19 protein-coding genes are annotated in these 21,046 nt (G+C 69.1%); 9 read left to right on the top strand and 10 right to left on the bottom strand.

Annotated elements, in window-relative coordinates:
- Positions 1 to 8: 8 nt before the first annotated feature.
- The 5 genes from fahA to M8A51_RS03770 are packed head-to-tail and all read right to left on the bottom strand — an operon-like array spanning position 9 to position 5,624.
- A complete protein-coding gene (gene fahA, locus M8A51_RS03790; RefSeq protein WP_251776793.1) occupies positions 9 to 1,325 on the bottom strand; it encodes a fumarylacetoacetase in 1,317 nt (438 codons plus the stop codon).
- Positions 1,325 to 2,623, bottom strand: coding sequence for a homogentisate 1,2-dioxygenase (gene hmgA, locus M8A51_RS03785; protein ID WP_251776792.1), 1,299 nt, complete (start codon positions 2,621 to 2,623; stop codon positions 1,325 to 1,327). The genes fahA and hmgA overlap by 1 nt, the downstream gene beginning before the upstream one ends.
- Positions 2,624 to 2,632: 9 nt before the next feature.
- Positions 2,633 to 2,860: a DUF2783 domain-containing protein gene (locus tag M8A51_RS03780; protein ID WP_251776791.1), complete on the bottom strand. Its 228-nt coding sequence runs from the start codon at positions 2,858 to 2,860 to the stop codon at positions 2,633 to 2,635.
- 7 nt (positions 2,861 to 2,867) lie between these two features.
- Entirely contained in the window at positions 2,868 to 4,655 is a 1,788-nt protein-coding gene (locus tag M8A51_RS03775) for an FAD-dependent oxidoreductase (protein ID WP_251776790.1), read from the bottom strand.
- A 12-nt stretch (positions 4,656 to 4,667) separates the two neighbouring features.
- Entirely contained in the window at positions 4,668 to 5,624 is a 957-nt protein-coding gene (locus tag M8A51_RS03770) for an MBL fold metallo-hydrolase (protein ID WP_251776789.1), read from the bottom strand.
- A gap of 187 nt (positions 5,625 to 5,811) precedes the next feature.
- Here M8A51_RS03770 and M8A51_RS03765 point away from each other — a divergent pair, with 187 nt between their 5' ends.
- Positions 5,812 to 6,630, top strand: a complete 819-nt coding sequence (locus M8A51_RS03765; RefSeq protein WP_251776788.1) for an IclR family transcriptional regulator — start codon at positions 5,812 to 5,814, stop codon at positions 6,628 to 6,630.
- A 16-nt stretch (positions 6,631 to 6,646) separates the two neighbouring features.
- On the opposite strand, the gene M8A51_RS03760 is transcribed toward M8A51_RS03765, so the two are convergent.
- Positions 6,647 to 7,621, bottom strand: coding sequence for a threonine ammonia-lyase (locus tag M8A51_RS03760; protein WP_251776787.1), 975 nt, complete (start codon positions 7,619 to 7,621; stop codon positions 6,647 to 6,649).
- A gap of 86 nt (positions 7,622 to 7,707) precedes the next feature.
- Between M8A51_RS03760 and M8A51_RS03755 the strand changes: the two genes are divergently transcribed.
- Positions 7,708 to 8,178, top strand: coding sequence for an Lrp/AsnC family transcriptional regulator (locus tag M8A51_RS03755; protein WP_251776786.1), 471 nt, complete (start codon positions 7,708 to 7,710; stop codon positions 8,176 to 8,178).
- Between the two features lie 66 nt (positions 8,179 to 8,244).
- Here M8A51_RS03755 and M8A51_RS03750 read toward each other — a convergent pair whose 3' ends face one another.
- Positions 8,245 to 9,048 (bottom strand): IclR family transcriptional regulator, encoded by an 804-nt coding sequence (locus M8A51_RS03750; RefSeq protein WP_251776785.1) that lies wholly within the window; start codon positions 9,046 to 9,048, stop codon positions 8,245 to 8,247.
- A gap of 121 nt (positions 9,049 to 9,169) precedes the next feature.
- Between M8A51_RS03750 and M8A51_RS03745 the strand changes: the two genes are divergently transcribed.
- The 4 genes from M8A51_RS03745 to M8A51_RS03730 all read left to right on the top strand — a co-directional run bounded on the left by M8A51_RS03745 (position 9,170) and on the right by M8A51_RS03730 (position 14,368).
- Positions 9,170 to 9,877, top strand: coding sequence for a 3-oxoacid CoA-transferase subunit A (locus tag M8A51_RS03745; protein ID WP_251776784.1), 708 nt, complete (start codon positions 9,170 to 9,172; stop codon positions 9,875 to 9,877).
- Complete coding sequence (locus M8A51_RS03740; protein WP_251776783.1) at positions 9,874 to 10,521, top strand: 3-oxoacid CoA-transferase subunit B; 648 nt, start codon at positions 9,874 to 9,876, stop codon at positions 10,519 to 10,521. The genes M8A51_RS03745 and M8A51_RS03740 overlap by 4 nt, the downstream gene beginning before the upstream one ends.
- A 121-nt stretch (positions 10,522 to 10,642) precedes the next feature.
- The gene (pcaF, locus tag M8A51_RS03735) at positions 10,643 to 11,845 is read left to right on the top strand and encodes a 3-oxoadipyl-CoA thiolase (RefSeq protein WP_251776782.1); all 1,203 of its coding nucleotides are present in this window, start codon (positions 10,643 to 10,645) and stop codon (positions 11,843 to 11,845) included.
- Between the two features lie 231 nt (positions 11,846 to 12,076).
- Positions 12,077 to 14,368 (top strand): PQQ-dependent sugar dehydrogenase, encoded by a 2,292-nt coding sequence (locus M8A51_RS03730; RefSeq protein WP_251776781.1) that lies wholly within the window; start codon positions 12,077 to 12,079, stop codon positions 14,366 to 14,368.
- 1 nt (position 14,369) lies between these two features.
- Here M8A51_RS03730 and sbcB read toward each other — a convergent pair whose 3' ends face one another.
- Entirely contained in the window at positions 14,370 to 15,815 is a 1,446-nt protein-coding gene (gene sbcB / locus M8A51_RS03725; RefSeq protein WP_251776780.1) for an exodeoxyribonuclease I, read from the bottom strand.
- A gap of 77 nt (positions 15,816 to 15,892) precedes the next feature.
- Between sbcB and M8A51_RS03720 the strand changes: the two genes are divergently transcribed.
- Together M8A51_RS03720 and M8A51_RS03715 are read left to right on the top strand one after the other, a co-directional pair.
- On the top strand, positions 15,893 to 16,708 hold the full coding sequence (locus M8A51_RS03720; RefSeq protein WP_251776779.1) for a helix-turn-helix transcriptional regulator: 816 nt from the start codon (positions 15,893 to 15,895) through the stop codon (positions 16,706 to 16,708).
- A 96-nt stretch (positions 16,709 to 16,804) separates the two neighbouring features.
- Entirely contained in the window at positions 16,805 to 17,281 is a 477-nt protein-coding gene (locus tag M8A51_RS03715; RefSeq protein WP_251776778.1) for a NuoB/complex I 20 kDa subunit family protein, read from the top strand.
- Positions 17,282 to 17,290: 9 nt separating this feature from the next.
- Here M8A51_RS03715 and pcaCD read toward each other — a convergent pair whose 3' ends face one another.
- Together pcaCD and pcaB are read right to left on the bottom strand one after the other, a co-directional pair.
- Entirely contained in the window at positions 17,291 to 18,496 is a 1,206-nt protein-coding gene (gene pcaCD, locus M8A51_RS03710; protein ID WP_251776777.1) for a bifunctional 4-carboxymuconolactone decarboxylase/3-oxoadipate enol-lactonase PcaCD, read from the bottom strand.
- Positions 18,489 to 19,883: a 3-carboxy-cis,cis-muconate cycloisomerase gene (gene pcaB, locus M8A51_RS03705; protein WP_251776776.1), complete on the bottom strand. Its 1,395-nt coding sequence runs from the start codon at positions 19,881 to 19,883 to the stop codon at positions 18,489 to 18,491. The genes pcaCD and pcaB overlap by 8 nt, the downstream gene beginning before the upstream one ends.
- A gap of 259 nt (positions 19,884 to 20,142) precedes the next feature.
- Here pcaB and M8A51_RS03700 point away from each other — a divergent pair, with 259 nt between their 5' ends.
- Positions 20,143 to 20,913, top strand: coding sequence for an IclR family transcriptional regulator domain-containing protein (locus M8A51_RS03700; RefSeq protein WP_251776775.1), 771 nt, complete (start codon positions 20,143 to 20,145; stop codon positions 20,911 to 20,913).
- The last annotated feature ends 133 nt before the right edge of the window (positions 20,914 to 21,046 follow it).

The following is a 21,046-nucleotide window of genomic DNA, read 5'->3' as shown; positions in this document are numbered from 1 at the left end:
GGGCTCATTCAGTAGGCCATGGCGGGCAGCACGGTGCCGGCGCAGTCCCCGAACCCGATGCGCCGGAAACCGGCACGCCGGGCCTGGGCCCGCAGCAGCACAGTATCTCCATCGAGCAGGAAAGTGCGAGCCTCCCCGTTCGCCAATCGCACCTGTTTTTGACCACCGCACGTTAGTTCTAATAGCGAACCACCCTGCCCGATATCGGGGCCGGACTGGGTGCCGGAACCGAGCAGGTCGCCGGGCTGCAGGTTGCAGCCGTTGACGGTGTGGTGAGCCAGCATCTGCGCGACGGTCCAGTAGGCGTCCTTGAAGTTGGACTGCATCAGCCGCTCGGGACCGATGCCGGCCTCACGCATGGCGGCGGTCTGCAGCCACACTTCGAGTTCCAGGTCGATCGCACCGCGCTCGCGGTTGAATGCCGAATCGAGATACGGCATCGGATGCGGGTCGCCGGCCGGCCGCTCGAAGCGGGTGCGGAAGGGCTCCAGCGCTTCCATCGTGACGATCCATGGCGAGATCGTGGTCGCGAAGTTCTTTGCGAGGAAGGGGCCCAGCGGCTGGTATTCCCAGGCCTGCAGGTCGCGCGCGGACCAGTCGTTCAGCAGCACCAGGCCGAACAGGTGCTCCTCGGCCTCGGCCATGCCGACCGGACGGCCGAGCGGGTTGCCGGTGCCGACGAAGGCGCCCAGTTCCAGCTCGTAGTCGAGCCGCTTGCAAGGGCCGAAATCGGGCGTGTCGCTGGCTCCCTTGGTCTGTCCTTGCGGCCGGTGGAAGGCCTGGCCGCTGACGCCGATCGACGAGGTGCGCCCGTGGTAGCCGATCGGCACCCACTTGTAGTTCGGCAGCAGCGGGTTGTCGGGGCGGAACAGCTTGCCGACCGCGGTGGCGTGGTGGATGCCGGTGTAGAAATCGGTGTAGCCGTCGATACGGCACGGCAGCGCGTGCTCGACCTCGGTTTGCGCCACCAGGCCGCCCTGCATCCGGGCCTGCAGCGCACTGCCGCGGCGCAGGCCCTGCGACAGCGCCCGGCGCAGCGCGACACGCACCGCGCGGCCCTGCGACATGAAGGCGTTCAGCTCGCCGCGTTCGCAGCCAGCCAGGGTGTCGGCCACGGCGGCCGGCAGCGCGCCGGCATCGCGCGCGACCAGCAGGTCCAGCACCTGGTCGCCGATCGCGACGCCTGGGCGAAAGCTCTCGCTGCTGCCCGCGCGACGGAACACGCCGAGCGGCAGGTTCTGAATCGGAAAGTCGGTGTCGTGCGCATTCGCGCTGTCGACCCAGCTCTCGAGGCTGGCGTCGTGGGTGTCGTCGATGCGGTCCATCAGGTCCCCTTGAACTGGTCTTGCAGGCCTTGCCAGCACTCGGCATAGCGAGTGTCGAGCGCGCCACCGGTCATCGCGAATTCGGTCGGGATGAAGCGATAGCGGCTTTCGAACATGATGGCGAGCGTGTTGTCGAGCTTGTGCGGTGCCAGCGGTGCCGTGCTGGCCTTCTCGTAGGCCTCTTCGTCCGGACCGTGCGGCACCATGCAGTTGTGCAACGAGGCACCGCCGGGCTTGAAGCCTTCGGGCTTGGCGTCGTACTGGCCGTAGACCAGGCCCATGAACTCGCTCATCAGGTTGCGGTGGTACCACGGCGGGCGGAAGGTGTCCTCTGCCACCATCCAGCGCGGCGGGAAGATCACGAAGTCGCAGTTGGCGGTGCCCGGCGTGTCCGATGGCGACGTCAGCACCGTGAAGATCGACGGATCGGGGTGGTCGTGGCTGATCGAACCGATGGTCATGAAATTCGCGGTGTCGTACTTGAACGGCACCAGGTTGCCGTGCCAGGCGACGACGTTGAACGGCGACTGCCGCATCGGCGCCGTCCACAACGTGCCGCCGTACTTCTTGATCAGCTCATAGTTGCCCGGGCTGTCTTCGAAGGCCGCCACCGGTGTGCAGAAGTCGCGCGCGTTGGCCAGGCCGTTCGAGCCGATCGGCCCCAGCTCGGGCAGGCGGAAGAAGGCGCCGTAGTTCTCGCACACATAGCCGCGCGACGGGCCGTCCGGCAGCTCGACCTTGAAGGCCATGCCGCGCGGCACCAGCGCGACGTCACCGGGCTTGACGTCCATCACGCCAAGCTCGGTGGTGATGTGCAGCCGGCCGTGCTGGGGCACCAGCAGCATCTCGCCGTCGGCGTTGACGAACGCGCGGCGCAGCATCGAGCGGTTGGCGAGGTAGACATGCACGGCCACGCCGGTCTGCGCCTCGGGGTCGCCGTTGGCCACCACCGTGCGCATGCCGTCGACGAAGTCGGCCGGCGCATCGGGAATCGCGAACGGGCTCCAGCGCAGGGGCTCGGGCGGCGTCGGCACGCCGCCCGCGGCCCCCGTGCGCCAGAACGGCTGGGTGTAGCCCTGGTAGCCGCCGCTGACGACGGACGGCTGGCGGCGATACAGCCAAGTGCGGCGATTGGCGGCACGCGGCGCGGTGAAGGCCGTGCCGGAGATCAGCTCCGGGTAGAGATCGAACGGCGCCCGCTGCGGGCTGTTGCGTCCCTGAGGCAAGGCACCGGCGACCGCTTCAGTCGCGAACTCGTTGCCGAAGCCGGTGAGGTAGGACGGGGTCGGTTTCGTCATGGCGTCGATTCAGACAGTAGGCTGCGCGGTGGCGGCAGCGGTTTTCAGGACACTCGCACGCGCAGCCTCCAGCGCCTGCCGGAGCACCGTTTCGTGCCCGATGTGGTTGGCCAGCAGCAGCACCAGCTTCGCGTTGAGTTCGTGGCTTTGCGCGACGGTGAGATCGCGATGCATGTCGATCAGCGCTTCGTAGAAGTCGTCGGGTGCGTCGAGGTGCGGGGCGGTGATCAGGTCCATGGCAACCTCATTCGAGGCACAGCGCGCGGCGCAGCGCGGTTTGCAGGGGAGCGGCATCGGCGTGGCGCAGGCGCGCACAAACGTGCTGGTCGGGACGCAGCAGATACACCGTGCCGGGCCGCGCGTCGTAGCGACGGTGCAGCAGGCCTTCGCTGTCGAGCAGCGGCAAGGTGTCGGGCACGTCGGGCGCGGCCTGGCCCGGTGGCACGACCAGTACGATGTCGAGCGGCACCAGGCCGCGGGCGGCAGCCTGCACGGCCCGCACCCAAGACGCAGTCTGGGCACCGCCGCTGAACACGACGGCCGTGAAGACACCGCTGCCAAGCTGCCGCAGGAACCACGTGTCGTGCCCGTCGGTGAGACGTCGCACCGGTGCATCGCACGCGGGTGCACCGGGCACCAGGCGCCCGACGAACTCGTCGCCGTCCACGGTATTCAGCGACGACCCGTGCAAGGTGGCCGGCACCGACAGGCGGCCGCTGTTGACCAGGCTGCGCGCGAAGGCATGGTCCTTCGCAAGGTCGAGCACCGCGTCGCGGAACAGGCGGCTGATCTCGCTCTTGGGGGTGATGAAATCGGTCGCGCGCGTCGAATGACGGATGTTCTCGTCGGCGGCGTATTCGCGCTCCTGGGCATAGCTGTCGAGCAGCGCGTCGGGGGCCTGCCCGCGCAGCACGAGCGCCAGCTTCCAGGCCAGGTTCTCGGCATCCTGCACGCCGGAGTTGGCCCCGCGCGCGCCGAACGGCGACACCAGGTGCGCCGCATCGCCGGCAAACAGCACGCGGCCGTGGCGGAAGCGCTCCATGCGCAGGCACGAGAAGGTGTAGACGCTGACCCACTCCAGCTCGAACGGCACGTCCTCGCCCAGCAGCGCCTTCACACGCGGGATCACGTTCTCGGGCTTCCTGGCCTCTTCCGGGTCGGCGCCCCAGCCGAGCTGGAAGTCGATGCGCCACACGCCGTCGGGCTGCATGTGCAGCAGCACGCTCTGGTTGCGGTGGAACGGCGGGTCGAACCAGAACCAGCGCTCGGCCGGGAACCCCCGGGCCGCCGCGCTTGCAGCTTCGCTGTCGTGCTGCCCCCCGGGAGGGCGGTCGCCCGGCTCGGCGCGGCCCGACGCCGGGCTGTGCGCTTTCATGCGCACGTCGGCGATCAGGAAGCGGTCCTGGAAGACACGGCCCTTGCTCTCCTGCCCGACCATCTGGCGCACCGAGGACCGCGAGCCGTCGCATGCAGCGACGTAGTCGGCCTGCAGGCGATAAGTGCCGTCCGGCGTCTCGACGGTCAGCAGCACCCGGTCCCCCTGCGGCTCCACCGCCACCACTTTGTTCTTCCAGCGCATGTCGATCAGCGGCAGCGCCATCGCCCGCTCGGCCAGATAGCCCTCGCAGTAGTACTGCTGCAAGTTGATGAAGGCCGGGCGTTCGTGGCCGCTCTCGGGCAGCAGGTCGAACTGGTAGATCTGCTCGTGCCGGAAAAACACCTTGCCGACGTTCCATGACACGCCCTTGGCCACCATGCGGTCGCCGCAGCCCAGGCGGTCGAAGATCTCCAGCGTGCGCTTGGCGAAACAGATCGCACGCGAGCCGGTCGACAGCCTGCAGTCGTTGTCGAGCAGCACCACGGGCACGTTCTGCTGCGCCAGGTCGATCGCGAGGCTCAGGCCCACCGGGCCGGCGCCGACCACCACCACCGGATGGTGCGCGCACGCCTGCGGGTCCTGGTCGGCACAGCGTCGATAGGCGAATTCGAGCGCCTGGTAGTCGACCGGCGCGCCCATGCTTGTCTGCGGCATGACGGCCTCGCCTCAGCCTTCCAGGGTGAGCCACATCTGACGGTCGCGCTCGGCGGTCCAAATGCGCGGATCGGCATACTGCGTCGCCTCGTCGTAGCAGCGCGTCACGTCGAAGGGCATGCAGTGGTCGAAGATGACCCAGTGGCCGTAGGTGGGCTTGAGCTTCGCGTAGGTGTCCTTGTAGACCGCGTTCAGATCCTTGCCGGCCTTCACGCCCTCTTGCACGCTGGCATACACGTCGGCGATGAAGGCGCGCGTGCCGGCCAGGCCTTGCTGCACCTGTTCGGGCGTGGTGAGCGCGGCGCCGCGGCCGGGCACCAGCTTCTCGGGCTTCAGCGCGGCCAGGTTGTCCAGTGTCTGCGGCCAGTCCTTGAAGTACGCGTCGCCGGCATAGGGCGTGGCGTCGAACTCGACCAGGTCGCCCGAGAACAGGATCTTCTGCTGCGGCAGCCACGCGATGGTGTCGCCCTTGGTGTGCCCGCGGCCCACCTGCAGCAGCTGCACTTCCAGCTTGCCCAGCCACAGCGTCATCTTGCCGGTGAAGGTGAGGGTGGGCCAGGTCAGGCCCGCCGGCACCGTCTCGACGTTACGGAACAGGCGCGGGAAGCGTCCGATTTCGCTGGCCTTGTCGGCCTCGCCGCGCTCGACGATCAGCTCGTAGGTGTCCTGGCTGGCGATGACGTGCTCCGGCCGGTAGGCCGATGCGCCGAGCACCCGCACGGCGTGGTAGTGGCTCAGCACCACGTACTTGATCGGCTTGGTCGAAACCTCGCGGATGCGGCGGATCACGTCGGCGGCCATCGCAGGCGTCGCCTGCGTGTCGATCACCATCACCGCGTCGTCGCCTACGATGACGCCGGTGTTGGGGTCGCCCTCGGCCGTGTAGGCATAGGCGTTGTCGGAAAGCTTGGTGAAGCTGACCTGCTTTTCTTCCAGGTCGGCCTGGCTGGCAAAGGCTTTGCTGCTCATCGATGGACTCCTGATGCGCTTGCGTCAGATTAAACTTTGGCGAACTTTTTTGTGTATATCGAATTCCAGGTTGATGTTAGTTAACTCGTTTGCTAATGTCTAACGCTATCCGCGAGCATGGCGGCACCTCCAGGGAAAACCCCTAGATTTGCCGCCCTCGAGCGCTTCTTTACCGACAAGGCACTGCGTGGAAGACGACAAGAACGACAAGGACCGGCGGGGGATCCAGAGCGTCGAAGTGGGCGGCCAGCTGCTGCTGGCATTGGCGCACCACGGCCGGCCGATGGCACTGAAAGACCTCGCGCGCGAGGCAGGCATGGTCCCGGCCAAGGCCCACCCATACCTGGTGAGCTTCGGCAAGCTGGGCCTGATCGAGCAGGACGAGGCGAGCGGCCGCTACGGGCTGGGGCCGCTGGCACTGCAGCTCGGCCTGATCGCACTGCAGCAGGCCGACCCGGTGCGCATCGCCACACCGTTGATCGCCGAGCTGTCGCAGCGCATCGGCCACACGGTGGCGATCGCGGTGTGGGGCACCCGCGGGCCGACGATCGTGCGCATGGAGGAGTCGCCCGCCGCCGTGCACGTGACAATGCGCCACGGCACGGTGATCTCGATCACCGACACCGCATCGGGCCGGCTGTTCGGCGCCTACATGCCGGTGGAAACCGTCAGGACCCTGCTGGAAGAAGAACGCCGGCGCGAAAAGGCCGGCCTGCGCGAGCGGGTCGGCCCTGGCAACCCGCCGCCGCCGCCCTTGCCCAGCTGGAAGGAATTCGAGAAGCAGCTGGCCGAAGTGCGCGCGCACGGCATGAGCCGTTCACAGGACTCGGTGATTGACGGCGTCAGCGCGATGTCGGCGCCGGTGTTCGATCACAACGGCGCCATGGTGATGGCGGTCACCGCGATCGGCCCGTCGGGGACCTTCGACACCGCATGGGACGGCGGCGTTTCGCTGGCGCTGCAGGCCTGCGCGCGCGCCGTGTCGCAGCGACTGGGGGCGAAGTAGTCGGCGTGCGCGCGCTTCAGCGCAACCAGCGGTCGATCTGCTCGGCCGTGAGGTTGCTGCCGCACAGCACGGTCGCGATGCGAGCCTGGCGCCAGCGCGGCGGGTCGGCACAGACAGCGGCCACGCCCACCGCCCCGGCGGGTTCGACCAGCAGCCCGCCGTGGTCGAACAACAGCCGCATGGCGGAGACGACCTCCGCGTCGTCCACCAGCACCACGTCGTCGACCAGCCCCTGCATGTCCTGCACCGCCTCGGGCACCGGCACGCGCACCGCGATGCCGTCGGCGATCGTGTCGACCGAGGCGCGCTCGACCACCCGTCCCTCGCGCCAGGACCGCTCCATCGCGTCGGCGCCGCGGGTGCTGATGCCGATGACCCGGGTCACCGGGCTGTGCGCCTTCATCCAGCGCGCCACACCGGTCAACAGGGCACCGTTGCCGAGCGGCAGCAGCACGGCATCGAAACGCTCGCCGTGCTGCAGCAGTTCCAGGCCGATGGTCCCGGCGCCTTCGGCGATCGACGCTTCGCGGCCGTCTTCGACGAACAGCGCGCCCGCTGCCTCGGCAAAACGCCGGGCTTCGGCTTTCGCCGCATCGAAGTCCTCGCTGTGCAGCCGCACCTCGGCGCCCATTTCGCGCATGCGCTGCAACTTCAGCGGGTTGGCGGTCGTCGCGGAGTAGACGATCAGCGCCAGCCCCCGCGCGCGGCACACCCAGGCCAGCGCCTGCCCCCAGTTGCCGGCAGTCGCGCACACCAGCGTTGTGCCGGGCCGCACCCGTGCATCGCTCTTGACGAAACAGTCGGCGCCGCGCCCCTTGAAGCTGCGGATCGGGTTGCCTGTTTCCAGTTTCAGCGTCAGCCGGCAGCCCAGGGCCTGCGACAAGGGCTCGCATTCGAACTGCGGTGTCTGGAGGAAGACAGGATCGATGGTCCGGGCCGCCTGCTCGATACGAGCCAGCGACAAGCGGTGGTGGGGCAGCGTGTCGTTCATGCGATGCATTGTGGGCAGCGCCGCCGGGCGATGCGCCGCATCTTTGGCATCATCGGCGCGGCCCGTCCGCATTACGCTCCTTCCAGATGACGCCAGACCTCGACGATCTCGACCGCCGCATCCTCGCGCGCTACCAGCACGACACCCGCATTGCCGCTGAAGCGATCGGCGCCGACATCGGCCTGTCGGCCGCTGCAGTGCAACGCCGGCTGAAACGGTTGCGCGAAGCCGGCGTGATCCGCGCGGAAACGGCTGCGCTCGACCGCAAGGCCCTGGGCCTGCAACTGACGGCGATCGTCACGGTCGACCTGATCGACGAAGGCCAGGCGGCCATCGACCGCTTCCGCCAGCGCATGTGCACGTTGCCGCAAGTGCAGCAGTGCTATGCGACGGCGGGCAGCGTCGACTATGTGCTGGTGCTGGTACTGCCCGACCTGCCGGCGTACGAGGGCTTCGCCCGCGACCACCTGCAGGGTGATGCCAACGTGCGCAGTTTCACCACGCACGTGGTGCTCGAGGTCGCCAAGACGGGCAACGCACTGCCGGTCAGCCCCTGAAACTGCAGTGCCGGTTTCCCGAGCGGGGCGGGGGCCCGGCCGCGGACCGACCGGTCTCGACGGCTCTCAGCTGCGCCCGCCGATCATCGCGCTGATGTCGTTGGCGGCCTTCAGCAGCTTGGGCAGGAAGCGCTCGAGCATCACGACCGGCGGCGTGCGGTGCTGTTGGCCGCTGACGTTGATGGCCGCGACGGTTTCGCCGGCGCGACCGCGGATCGGCGCAGCCAGCGACACCAGCCCCTCTTCGAGTTCCTCGGTCACCAGTGCCCAACCCTGCAACCGCACCTGCTCGATCAGTTCGCGCAGGCGCGCCGGATCCGTCACCGTCTTGGGCGTGCGCGGCTGCAGATCGCTCTGCGCCAGCCGCGCCTGTAGCACGTCGTCCGGCAGGCCGGCCATCAGCACGCGACCCATCGACGTGCAGAACGCGGGCAGCCGGCTGCCGACGCCCAGGTTGATCGCCATGATCTTGTGCGTCGGCACGCGCAGCACGTAGACGATGTCGGTGCTGTCCAGCACCGCGGCCGAGCAGGACTCCTTGATGTCCTGCACCAGCTCTTCCATCACCGGTTCGGCCAGGTTCCACAGCGGCAGCGAGCTGAGATAGGCGAAGCCGAGGTCGAGGATCTTGGGCGTCAGGCGGAACAGCCGGCCTTCGGTCTCCACGTAGCCGAGATGCTGCAGCGTGTGCAGGATGCGGCGCGCGCCGGCGCGGGTCAGCCCGGCGCGTTCGGCCACCTCGGTGATGGTCTGTGCGGGCGCTTCGGCGCTGAACGTGCGCACGACCGCAAGCCCGCGCGCAAAAGACTGCACGTAGCTATCGCCGGGCTCCTGGCGAGGCGCCGGCGTGTTGTGGGCAATGGCAGACATGGCTCTCCCTGTATTGGAATGGTGCAGCGGGGTCGGATGGGCTACACTTGTTCTTATATAGAACCTCTGTTCATTATAAGAACAAAAGCCAATCTCACCACCACTTGTTCGTTAAGCGACCATGATCGACAAGATCTCCCCCTCGGTGGCCGCCGCGCTCGCCGACGTACCCGACGGCGCCACCGTGATGATCGGCGGTTTCGGCACCGCCGGCATCCCCAACCACCTGATCGAGGGGCTGATCGCGCAGGGCGCGAAAGACCTCACGATCGTGAACAACAACGCGGGCAACGGTGACACCGGCCTGGCCGCGCTGTTGAAGACGGGCCGGGTGCGCAAGATCATCTGCTCGTTCCCGAGGCAGGTCGATTCCCATGTCTTCGACGCGCTGTACCGCAGCGGCCGGCTCGAGCTGGAACTGGTACCGCAAGGCAACCTGGCCGAGCGCATCCGGGCGGCCGGCGCCGGCATCGGCGCCTTCTTCACGCCGACCGGCTACGGCACCCTGCTCGCGGAAGGCAAGGAGACGCGCGAAATCAACGGCCGCCACTACGTGCTGGAGTACCCGATCCACGCCGATCTGGCGCTGATCAAGGCCGAACGCGCCGACCGCTGGGGCAACCTGAGCTACCGCATGACCGCGCGCAACTTCGGCCCCATCATGGCCAGCGCCGCGAAGTGCACCGTGGTGGAAGTGCCCGAGATCGTGGCGCTCGGCGCCATCGACCCCGAAGCGGTGGTGACGCCCGGCATCTTCGTGCACCGCGTCGTGAAGGTCGAACGTACCGTCACGCAGGCCGGCGGCTTCGCCAGAAAGGAGACCGCATGAGCAGCGCCAAATGGACCCGCGACGAGATGGCCGCGCGTGTCGCACGCGACATTCCCGAGGGCGCCTGCGTGAACCTCGGCATCGGCCTGCCGACCCTGGTGGCCAACCATCTGCCGGGTGATCGCGAGGTGGTGTTGCACAGCGAGAACGGCGTGCTGGGCATGGGCCCGGCCCCGGCGCCCGGTGACGAGGACTACGACCTGATCAATGCCGGCAAGCAGCCGGTCACGCTGCTGCCGGGCGGCTGCTACTTCCACCACGCCGACAGCTTCGCGATGATGCGCGGCGGCCACCTCGACGTGTGCGTGCTCGGCGCCTTCCAGGTGAGTGCCGGCGGCGACCTGGCCAACTGGCACACCGGCGGAGCCGACGCGATCCCCGCAGTCGGCGGCGCGATGGACCTGGCCATCGGCGCGAAGAAGACCTACGTGATGATGGAACACCTGACCAAGAACGGGCAGAGCAAGCTGGTGGAACGCTGCACCTACCCGCTCACCGGCATCGGGTGCGTGAGCCGGGTCTACACCGACCTGGCGGTGATCGACCTCGCACCCGATGGCGCGAAAGTGATCGACTGCGTCGAAGGCCTGGCCTTCGACGAACTGCAGCGGCTGACCGGCATTGCGCTGGTCGATGCGCGCTGAACCGACTGCACCGCAGCACGACTGCGGCACGCCTGCTGCCGACGAGACAGACAGGCGCCGCCCGCCGCCTTAGGGTGGTCCGGCTTGAAACCCGCCTTGCAAGACACCACAGGACACCGCCATGAACCCAGCCTACATCTGCGACGCCATCCGCACCCCGTTCGGCCGCTACGGCGGCTCGCTCTCCTCGGTCCGCACCGATGACCTGGGTGCGGTCCCGCTTGCCGCGCTGATGGCGCGCAACCCCCGGGCCGACTGGGCCGCTTTGACCGACGTGATCTACGGCTGCGCCAACCAGGCCGGCGAAGACAACCGCAACGTCGCCCGCATGGCCGCACTGCTGGCCGGGCTGCCGGTCGACGTGCCGGGCGCCACCATCAACCGGCTGTGCGGCTCCGGCCTCGACGCGCTGGGCACCGCGGCACGCGCCATCAAGGCCGGTGAAGCCACGCTGATGATCGCCGGCGGTGTCGAGAGCATGAGCCGCGCGCCTTTCGTGATGGGCAAGGCCGAGACCGCCTTCAGCCGCAACGCGGCGATCTACGACACCACCATCGGCTGGCGCTTCGTCAACTCGCTGATGAAGGCGAAGTACGGCGTCGACTCGATGCCGGAGACGGCCGAGAACGTCGCCACCGACTTCAAGATCAGCCGCGAAGACCAGGACCGCATGGCACTGGCATCGCAGCTCAAGGCGGTGGCGGCGCAGAAGAGCGGCTACTTCGACGCCGAGATCGCGCCGGTGACGATCGCGCAGAAGAAGGGCGACCCTGTAGTCGTGAGCCGCGACGAGCACCCGCGCGAAACCTCGATGGAAGCGCTGGCGAAACTCAAGGGTGTCGTGCGACCCGACGGCACCGTGACCGCAGGCAATGCATCCGGTGTCAACGACGGTGCCTGCGCGCTGCTGCTGGCCGACGAAAAGACCGCCGCCCGTCACGGCCTCACGCCGCGCGCTCGCGTCGTCGGCATGGCCACCGCCGGCGTGCCGCCGCGCATCATGGGTATCGGCCCTGCGCCTGCCACGCGCAAGGTGCTCGAGCTGACCGGCCTGTCGCTCGACCAGATCGACGTGATCGAGCTGAACGAGGCGTTCGCCGCGCAAGGCCTGGCGGTGCTGCGCGACCTGGGCGTCAAGGACGACGACCCGCGCGTCAACCCGAACGGCGGCGCGATCGCGCTGGGCCATCCGCTCGGCGCTTCGGGCGCCAGGCTGGCGACCACTGCGGTCAACCAGCTGCACCGCAGCAACGGCCGCTACGCGCTGTGCACGATGTGCATCGGCGTCGGCCAGGGCATCGCGGTCATACTCGAACGCGTCTGAGTCGACCCGAGACCCGCCTCCCGGCTTCGCAAGTCTGCCGCCGCGGTGCTGCGGCCGCCTCGATACCTGCTGTCACCAGCGCAGCGCGGCACGCTTCCTGCGCGCTGTCGCCCTCGCCCCCGAGGAGCGCTCCTGGCAACGCTCCGGCATTGCCGGCCGTTCGGCCTTGGGCGCAAGATGACAACCAGCGTCGCACCGGGCGTCCGGTCGCGGTGACAGGAGGAAACTGAGATGGCCCTTCGACACGCCGGCCGGCGCCTGCTCGCCGCCCTTGCCTGCCTGCAGGTTTTGTTCATCGCCGGCTGCGGCGGCGGCTCCGGCGGCGACGGCAACCAGCCGCCGGTGCCGGTGATCGCCAGCCCCGCCGAGGGCGACACCTTCCGGGCCGGCGACCGCATCGACTTCAGCGGGCAGGCCAACGACCCCGAAGACGGTGCCTTGCCCGACAGTGCCCTGACCTGGTGGGCCGAGCTGCACCACGACACCCACACGCACCCCTTCGTGCAGGAAACGACCGGTGGCAGCGGCGGCGCCGACATCCCGGTGCGCGGCGAGACCTCGGACAACATCTGGTACCGCTTTCACCTGCGCGCCACCGACAGCGACGGCCGCTCGGTGACCGTCACGCGCGACGTGCAGCCACAGAAGTCGCAGATCACGCTGGCCGCGGCCCCCGCCGGCCAGGGCCTGCAGTTGACGCTCGACGGACAACCGGTCGATGCGCCGGTCACGCTGTCCGGTGTGGTCGGCATCGAACGCGACCTCGGCGCACCGGCCGAACAGGTGGCGAACGGCCGGCGCTGGACCTTCAGCCACTGGAGCGACGGCGGCACACGCAACCACACCGTGTCCACGCCGAGCGCGAACACCACCTACACCGCCACCTACACCGACGCTGGCCCTGCCGGCAACCAGGCGCCGAGCGTGAGCCTCAGTGCGCCGGCCACCGGCACGGTGGGCATGCCGGTGTCGCTGGCTGCCACGGCCGGCGACAGCGACGGCAGCGTCGCCAGCGTGGCCTTCCTCGAAAGCAGCAACGTGCTGGGCACCGACAGCAGCGCGCCGTACTCGCTCAACTGGACCCCCACCGCCGCCGGCAGCTACACGCTGCGCGCCCGCGCCACTGACGACGACGGCGCGACCACCACCAGCGCCAGCGTCGCCATCGAGATCGCGCCTGCCGGCAGCAACGACACGCAGGCACCCAGCGTGACGCTCACCGCACCGGCGCAGCTGGCCACCGGCCTCACCGGCAGCCTCACCGTGCGCGCCACTGCCAGCGACAACGTCGGCGTCGCCCGGGTCGAGTTCCAGGTCGACGGCATGGCAATCGGCGCGGCAGACACCGCAGCGCCCTACCAGGCGAGCCTGGACACCGCCGCGCATGCGCGCGGGCAGCATGTGGTGCGCGCCCGCGCACACGACGCTGCCGGCAACGTGTCCGCCTGGGCCAGCGCCACCGTGCGCTTCGACAACAACACGGCCGACCTGCCGCAGGGTTTTATCCGGACCACCTACGCCGGCGGCCTGAGCAACGCGACCGCCTTCGCGCAGGCACCCGACGGCCGCTTCTTCGTCGCCCAGCAGGGCGGGCAGTTGCGCGTCGTGAAGAACGGCGCCCTGCTGTCGACGCCGTTCGTGCAGCTCGCGGTCGACTCCAGCGGCGAACGCGGCCTGATCGGCGTCGCGCTGCACCCGGACTTCGCCAGCAACGGCTGGGTCTACGTGCACTACACGACCACGCAAGGCGGTACGCGCAACCGTATCAGCCGCTTCGTCGCGAACGGCGACGTGGCCGCCGGCGCAGAGACCGTGCTGGTGAACCTGCCCGACCTGTCGAGTGCCACCAACCACAACGGCGGCGCGATGCATTTCGGCAGCGACGGCAAGCTGTACGTGGCGGTCGGCGACAACGCCGACAGCGCACACGCGCAAGACCTCGACCACCCGTTCGGCAAGATCCTGCGCTTCAACGACGACGGCAGCATCCCGAGCGACAACCCGTTCTATGGCAGCCGCAGCGGGCTGGCGCGCGCGATCTGGGCCTACGGACTGCGCAACCCGTTCACGTTCGCGGTGCAAGCCGGCACCGGCCGGCTGCACATCAACGACGTCGGGCAGAACACCTGGGAAGAGGTCAACGTCGGTGCGCCCGGCGCCAACTACGGCTGGCCGCAGACCGAGGGGCCGACCGGCGCCGGCGGCGTGACCGCCCCGCTGTTCGCCTACCGGCACAGCGACACGTCGCCGCCGGGCTCGGGCGCCGGCGGTTTCTTCACCGGCTTCGCGATCGCCGGTGGCGCGTTCTACCCGGCCAGCGGCAGCTTCCCGGCCGGCTATCGCAACAGCTACTACTTCGCCGACTACGCGAGCAACTACGTCGGCCGGCTGGACCTGGCCAACGGCAACGCGGCCTACATGTTCGCGCGGGTCAGCGGCAACCCGGTCGACCTGCGCGTGGGCCTGGACGGCGCGCTTTACGTGCTGACGCGCGGCTCGCTGCTGCGCCTCGGCGTGCCCTGACTCACGGGGTCATGCTGGCTTCGCCGAGCTGCTCGCCGTAGTCATACAGCGCGCCCAGGATGTCCTGCGCGCGTTCGTCGTCGGCCATCGACTCGCCGAGCGCGTCGATGCGCTCGAAGTAGGCCTGCAGCGTCAGCGCCCCGCCCACCCCCTCGTGCAGGCGCGCATGGCAGTGCTGCAGCCAGCGCTCGCGCTCGGCCTCGCTCAACGAGCCGGGAAAGTTGCGCGCGCGGTACCGGAAGAACAGCTCCTCCAGCCGCTCGTCGTCGAACGACGGCGGCCGCTCGGCCAGTTGCTCCGGGCCCATCGCGCGCAGGCGCTGCAGCCGGCGGCGGTCTTCGTTGCCGATGAAACCGCCGTACAGGTCTTCGTCGACGTCGGGCGCTTCGGCCGGCGCCGGGCGAGCGAATACCTCGGGCCACAGACCCGCCAGCGTGGCGCCCTTCGCCATCACGACCTGCGCATGGCGCAGCGCCTGGTCGACATCGATGCCCCAATGCGCTGCACGCTCGGCGCTCAATGTCTTCAGGTTGCCGATCACGATGGGGCACTTGTTGAGGTGCAGGGTCTTGACCGGCAGTCGGGCCACGCCTTCGGGCAGCTCTTCGGTGCGGGTGAACATGCGTTCGCGCACCTGCGCTGCCGTGAGCGTGAACAGCTCCGACGGGTCCTGCGACAGGTCCCAGACGATCACCTCGTTCTTGTTGGTCGGGTGCGGTGCCAGCGGCCACACGACCGCGATGCCGCCACGTTCGGTGCCGTACATGCCCGAAATGTGCAGGAAGGGCCGGCCGACGCCCATCTCGGCGATCACGGCCTCCTTGCGGCGCAGGCGCAGGCAGAACTCCCACAGCTTGGGCTGGCGCGTCTTGATGAGCCGGGCCAGCGCGATGGTGGCGCGCACGTCGGACAGCGCGTCGTGCGCGGCGTCGTGCACCAGGCCGTTGGCCGCACTCAGGTGTTCCAGCTTGAACGACGGTCGGCCGTCTTCGTGCTTCGGCCACTCGATGCCCTCGGGGCGCAGCGCCCACGTGCAGCGCACCACGTCCAGCAGGTCCCAGCGGCCGCATTCGTTCTGCCACTCGCGCGCATACGGGTCGATCAGATTGCGCCAGAACAGGTGGCGCGTGACCTCGTCGTCGAAGCGCAGCGTGTTGTAGCCGAGGGCCACCGTGCCGGGGCGGGCCACTTGGGCCTCGATCGCCGCGGCGAACGCGTGCTCGGGCAGCCCTTGAGCGAGGCAGGCCTGCGGCAGGATGCCGGTCAGCAGGCAGGACTCGGGGTCGGGCAGGAAGTCAGGCGCCGGCTGACAGTAGTGCATCACCGGCGCGTCGATCTCGTTGAGCTCGGCATCGGTGCGGATGCCGGCGAATTGCGCCGGACGGTCGCGGCGCGGCACGCGGCCAAAGGTTTCGTAGTCGTGCCAGAAGAAGGAAAGCTCGCTCATGGGCGAGCACGATACCTGATGACGCCGCGGGGCTCGCGGCCCCACCATAATCGGCCGGTCCGTTCCCGCCCGTCACGATGCCGACACTGCAACTTCCTGCCCCTGCAGACCTGCGTCCCTGGGTGCTGGGCGTGCGCGTCGACGTGGTGCCGTCCGGCACGCTGAACCGCTTCCCGGCGATGGTCGAAGGCGCCGTCGTGGTCATCCTCGACGGCTCCGTCGCGGCAGCGCATGGGCCCCGGCTCGACGGCCTGCGCGGCGTGCTCACCGGCCCCCGCTCGCAGCCTCAGGTCAGCCGCACGGTGCGGCGCCTGACGGCAGTCTCGGCATTGCTGCACCCGGCGGCCGTGGCCCGGCTGGCCGGCTGCTCGGCGCAGCACCTGCGGGACATCGAGATCGACCTCGCCGACTTGTGGGGCGCCGCCTGGCCTGGCGCCCTGCATCGGATCGCCGACGCGCACAGCGACTTCGAACGCGTCGCGCTGCTGCTCGCGACGCTGCGGCGCCAGCTATCGACCGGCGGGGCCGACACCCGGACACGCGCACTCGCGTTGCACCGCCACGCCGCCCTGCCGATCCACGCCGCGGCCTCCAGACTGGGTTGGAGCCCGCGTCAGGTCGAGCGGCTGTTCCTGGCCGAGCTGGGCCTCGGGCCGAAGCAGTTCCAACGCGTGCAGCGCTTCGAGCAGACGCTGCTGCGCGCGCTGCAACAGCCGGTGGCGTCGTTGGCGCAGTTGGCGGCGGCCGGCGGCTACAGCGACCAGGCGCACATGAGCCACGAGTTCCGCCGCTTGAGCGGACAGGCGCCGCGCGAGCTGCTGCTGCGCCTGCAGGCGAACGACCCCGAGCACTGGCCCATCGTTCACGGGTGGCAGTTCGCGTCGACACCGTAGCAGCCGACGGCATCGGCGCAGGCATGGCGGATTTCTACAAGACCTGAGCGGCCCTCGTGGCCCAGCATCCGGGTCTTCGTTCGACGAGTCCCCGCCATGAGCTTTCCCACCCTCGAGCGCGACAGCTATGCGCTGGCGCGGCTGGACGAGCTGGCCAACGCAGCGCGTGCCAACAGCCTGTGGTACCTGACCTTCGGCCTGGCATGCTGCGCGGTCGAGATGATGCATGCCGCCGGTGCCCGCTACGACATGGATCGCTTCGGGCTGATCCCGCGCGCCAGCCCGCGCCATGCCGACCTGATGATCGTTGCGGGCACCCTGACCAACAAGATGGCGCGCGCGATCCGCCGGGTCTACGACCAAATGGCCGAGCCGCGCTACGTGATCTCGATGGGCTCGTGCGCCAACGGCGGCGGCTACTACCACTACAGCTATTCGGTGGTGCGCGGCTGCGACCGCATCATCCCGGTCGACGTCTACGTGCCCGGCTGCCCCCCGACCGCAGAGGCACTGCTCTACGGCATCCTGCAACTGCAGCGCAAGGCGCGCGACGGGTCGATCATTTCCCGTTGACCTGCGACGTCACAGCGAGTCGATGAACCCGCGCAGCAGGCGCACGAACTCGTCGGGCGTCTCGAGCGCACTGATGTGCGAGGCTTGGGCGATCACTTCGAGCCGAGCGCCGGGCACCGCCTGGGCGAGCGCCTCGGACATCGCCACCGGCGCCCCTTGGTCCTGCTCGCCGGCGATCACCAGCGTCGGGCAGCCGAGCCGCGGCAGGGCGTCACGCCAGTCGACCTGCGACACCGCATGACAGCACGCGACGTAGCCAGCCGCATCGGTGCGCAGCAGCGTGGCACGCGCGGCGGCCTCGGCTTCGGGGTGTGCCGCCCGGAAGGCTTCATGAAAGTAGCGGCCCATCACCGCGTCGGCGATCGCGCCCAGCCCCTGGTTTTCGACCGTGGCGATGCGCTGGGCCCACATCTGGCGGCCGGCATCCGGGTAGTGGGCAGTCGAATTCGCGACCACCAGCGCCTGCACCAGCTCGGGGTGCCGCGCGGCCAGCCCCTGCCCCACCATGCCCCCCATCGACAGCCCGACCCACACGACCGGCCCGCGGCCCCACTCGCGGACCAGCCTGGCGGCGTCGTCGACGAGGTCGTCCATCGAGTACGGCCCGGCAGGCGCCGCCGACTGCCCGTGCCCGCGGTGGTCATAGCGCAGTACTTCGCAGTCCGGGGCCAATGCGGGCGCCACGGCGTCCCACATGTGGACGTCCATGCCCAGTGCATGGCTCAGCACCACCGGCCGGCCCTGGCCCTGCCGCAGCACGTGCAGTTGCGGCGCACTGAAGGTGTGGTGGCTCGACGCGCGATGCTGCGCCGACAGCGGCTGCGCGGGCAGTTCCATGCCCAGCTCCTTCAGCAGGCTCATCGCGAGCTTGAAGGCGGTGTTGGCCGCCGGCACGCCGCAATAGATGGCCGACTGCATCAGCGTCTCCTGGATCTCTTGCAGCGACACGCCGCCTTCGACCGCGGCGCGCAAGTGCAACTCGTACTCTTCCCAGCGCCCTTGCGCGATCGTCATGCCGAGCACCAGCAGCCTGCGGGTGCGATGGTCCAGCCCCGGGCGGCCCCAGATGTCATGCCAGGCGTAGCGCGTGATCAGCGACTGGAAGTCGGCATTGAAGGCATTGGCGTTGTCCAGCGAGCGGTCCACCCATGCATCGCCCAGCACCGCACGCCGGTTGCGCACCCCGCGGTCGAAATCGTCTTGTCGGTCATTCATCTTGTCCATCCTTGCCGGCCAGCGCCGCGGCTTCTCTTTTGAGTTCGGGCAACTGCTGGTGCACGATGCGCGCCGCCGGCAGCGCGGCGCGCGACAGGTCGAACAGTGCGTCGATCTGTTCGGCCGTCACCGCGTCGCGCAGCATTGCTTCGTCTTGCAGGGCCTCGAGTGTGAGCTCGCGCAGCTGGCGCCGCTCGGCCACCGCCCGTTGCGCCAGCGATTCGAGCAAGGCGTGCGCTCGCGACTTGCCCAGCACGGCCGCCAGGCGCATGGACACGGCCTCGGCAAACACCAGCCCCTGCAACCCATCGATGTTCTCGCGCATGCGCGCCGCGTCGACCTGCAGGCCGCCCGCGGCCTCGGACAACGCCTTCACCGCGCCGTGCGCCGAGATGAACAGCCCGGCCCATTCGGCCAGTTCCGCCTGCCAGTTGCCCAGCCCTCGCTCCTGCTCCTGCGGCATCGCGGCCAGCAGTGCGGCCACCCGCTGCGGCGCCCGCAGCGCAGCGGCCAGCGCCACCATTGACGACACCGGGTTGCGCTTGTGCGGCATCGCCGAAGAACCGCCGCGCCCGCTGCCTGACGGCTCGGCCAGTTCGCCGATCTCGCCTTGCGCCATCAGCGACAGGTCGCGTGCGATCTTGCCGAGTGCTCCGCACAGCACACCGACTTCCGCGCCCAACGCCACCCAGTCGTCGCGCTGCGTGTGCCAGGCGGTCGGCGGCAGTCTCAGCTGCAGTTCGTCGGCCATGTGCCGTGCAATGTCGAGGCCCGCCTCGCCCAGCACCGACAACGTGCCGACTGCACCGCCGAACTGCAGCCGCAGCGCGCGGCCGGCCGCGTCGCGCAAACGGGCCTGTCGCCGCAGCAACGGCGCCACCCAGCCAAGCAGCTTGTAGCCCACCGTGACCACCTGCGCCGGCTGCATCAACGTGCGTGCGAGCACCGGCGTGTCGGCGTGCAGCTCGATCAGCACCAGCAGGTCACGGATCAGCGCCGTCAGGTCGCGTTCGATCAGTGCGAGTGCCCGCCGCGTCAGCAGCACCATCGCGGTGTCGATGACGTCCTGGCTGGTGCTGCCCCAGTGCACGTAGCCGGCCGCCTGCTTGTCGAACAGCGCCACCGTCTCGGTGAGCTTCTTGACCAGCGGGATCGCCAGACTGCCGGCGCGGCCGCTCTGCCCGACGATGGCCGGCACGTCGTACAGCTCGGCCTTGCACACCCCCGTGATGGCCTGCGCTGCGGCAGCCGGCATCAGCCCCTGCGCCGCTTGCGCGCGCGCCAACGCGGCCTCGAAATCCATCATCGCCTGGGTCACCGAGGTCTCGTTGAACACGTCGAGCATCTCGGGCGTCGACAGAAAACCTTCAAAAGCGAGTGAGGACATGAGGTCGAGCACAGGAAGCGAGAAACGGGAATATCGCGGACTGCCGCGGCCTGAACTGTGCAAATCGTCACGGGCCACACGGCCGGGTAGCGCGATAAACGCACAAATGTATGGATTCCGAACTTTCGTGCGAATCTAGGCTATATTGGTCCGACCAACAAGCAGTTTCGTCCTTTGCCGTGCGCCGGCCGCGCAAACCGCGCGCACACCGGGTTCGGCATGGGAACGAAGTGTCTCGCTCCCCTTTTTATCCCGCCCCATGGACACCCCCTTCACCATCCAGAAACGAGATTTCATTGCCGGCCTGGACAAGGGCCTCTCGGTGATCGAAGCCTTCGACCAGGAGCAGTCGCGCCTGTCGATGACCGAAGTGGCGCAACGCACCGGCCTGACCCGCGCGGCCGCACGCCGCTACCTGCTGACGCTGACACAGCTCGGCTACGTGACCTACGACGGGCGCATGTTCTCGCTGTCGGCCAAGGTGCTGCGCCTGGGACAGTCGTACTTCCATTCGGCGCGCCTGCCGCGCATCGTGCACCCGCAACTGCACAAGCTGGCGCACACCCTGCAGGAGGCCTCGTCGGCCGGCGTGCTCGACGCGGCCGACGTGATCTGCATTGCGGCCACCACCGCCGGCCGCGTGGTCTCGGCCACGCTGCAGCCCGGCTCGCGCGTGCCGGCGTACTGCACCGCCAACGGCCGCGTGCTGCTCGCTTCGCTGCCGCAGGAACGCGTCGACGCGTGGCTTGACCAGCAGTCGCTCGACGCGTTGACGCCGCACACCGTCACCAACAAGGACCGCCTGCGCATCGAGATCGCCCGGGCCCGTGCACAGGGGTATGCCTCGGTCGACCAGGAACTCGAGCTGGGGCTGCGCACGATCTCCGTGCCGCTGAAGAACCTGCGCGGCGACACGCTGGCAGCGATCAACGTCAGTGTGCACGCGGCGCGCATGACGATGGCCGACCTGCAGGAGCGCTGCCTGCCCGCGCTGATGCAGGCGCAGTCGCAGATCAGGAACTTGTTGTAAGGCCCCCCCCCCTACGCGCTGCGCGCGCCCCCCGAGGGGGCGATGCCAGCGGACCGGCAGAGCCGGATCCGCGGCATCACTCGAGTCGTTCTGCGCTCCGCGAACGCTAGAACGTTGTTCGAATCACCGAACG

Origin of the sequence: Caldimonas mangrovi (assembly GCF_023721835.1) — a bacterium.
Taxonomy (GTDB): domain Bacteria; phylum Pseudomonadota; class Gammaproteobacteria; order Burkholderiales; family Burkholderiaceae_C; genus Caldimonas; species Caldimonas mangrovi.
Note: the sequence above shows the minus strand (reverse complement) of the source record. Positions and strands in the feature narration are given on the sequence as shown.

Excerpts from the sequence above, each read along its gene's own strand:
- fahA (WP_251776793.1), bottom strand. The coding sequence starts at position 1,325 with ATGGACCGCATCGACGACACCCACGACGCCAGCCTCGAGAGCTGGGTC.
- hmgA (WP_251776792.1), bottom strand. The coding sequence starts at position 2,623 with ATGACGAAACCGACCCCGTCCTACCTCACCGGCTTCGGCAACGAGTTC.
- M8A51_RS03780 (WP_251776791.1), bottom strand. The coding sequence starts at position 2,860 with ATGGACCTGATCACCGCCCCGCACCTCGACGCACCCGACGACTTCTAC.
- M8A51_RS03775 (WP_251776790.1), bottom strand. The coding sequence starts at position 4,655 with ATGCCGCAGACAAGCATGGGCGCGCCGGTCGACTACCAGGCGCTCGAA.
- M8A51_RS03770 (WP_251776789.1), bottom strand. The coding sequence starts at position 5,624 with ATGAGCAGCAAAGCCTTTGCCAGCCAGGCCGACCTGGAAGAAAAGCAG.
- M8A51_RS03760 (WP_251776787.1), bottom strand. The coding sequence starts at position 7,621 with ATGAACGACACGCTGCCCCACCACCGCTTGTCGCTGGCTCGTATCGAG.
- M8A51_RS03755 (WP_251776786.1), top strand. The coding sequence starts at position 7,708 with ATGACGCCAGACCTCGACGATCTCGACCGCCGCATCCTCGCGCGCTAC.
- M8A51_RS03750 (WP_251776785.1), bottom strand. The coding sequence starts at position 9,048 with ATGTCTGCCATTGCCCACAACACGCCGGCGCCTCGCCAGGAGCCCGGC.
- M8A51_RS03745 (WP_251776784.1), top strand. The coding sequence starts at position 9,170 with ATGATCGACAAGATCTCCCCCTCGGTGGCCGCCGCGCTCGCCGACGTA.
- M8A51_RS03740 (WP_251776783.1), top strand. The coding sequence starts at position 9,874 with ATGAGCAGCGCCAAATGGACCCGCGACGAGATGGCCGCGCGTGTCGCA.
- pcaF (WP_251776782.1), top strand. The coding sequence starts at position 10,643 with ATGAACCCAGCCTACATCTGCGACGCCATCCGCACCCCGTTCGGCCGC.
- M8A51_RS03730 (WP_251776781.1), top strand. The coding sequence starts at position 12,077 with ATGGCCCTTCGACACGCCGGCCGGCGCCTGCTCGCCGCCCTTGCCTGC.
- sbcB (WP_251776780.1), bottom strand. The coding sequence starts at position 15,815 with ATGAGCGAGCTTTCCTTCTTCTGGCACGACTACGAAACCTTTGGCCGC.
- M8A51_RS03720 (WP_251776779.1), top strand. The coding sequence starts at position 15,893 with ATGCCGACACTGCAACTTCCTGCCCCTGCAGACCTGCGTCCCTGGGTG.
- M8A51_RS03715 (WP_251776778.1), top strand. The coding sequence starts at position 16,805 with ATGAGCTTTCCCACCCTCGAGCGCGACAGCTATGCGCTGGCGCGGCTG.
- pcaCD (WP_251776777.1), bottom strand. The coding sequence starts at position 18,496 with ATGAATGACCGACAAGACGATTTCGACCGCGGGGTGCGCAACCGGCGT.
- pcaB (WP_251776776.1), bottom strand. The coding sequence starts at position 19,883 with ATGTCCTCACTCGCTTTTGAAGGTTTTCTGTCGACGCCCGAGATGCTC.
- M8A51_RS03700 (WP_251776775.1), top strand. The coding sequence starts at position 20,143 with ATGGACACCCCCTTCACCATCCAGAAACGAGATTTCATTGCCGGCCTG.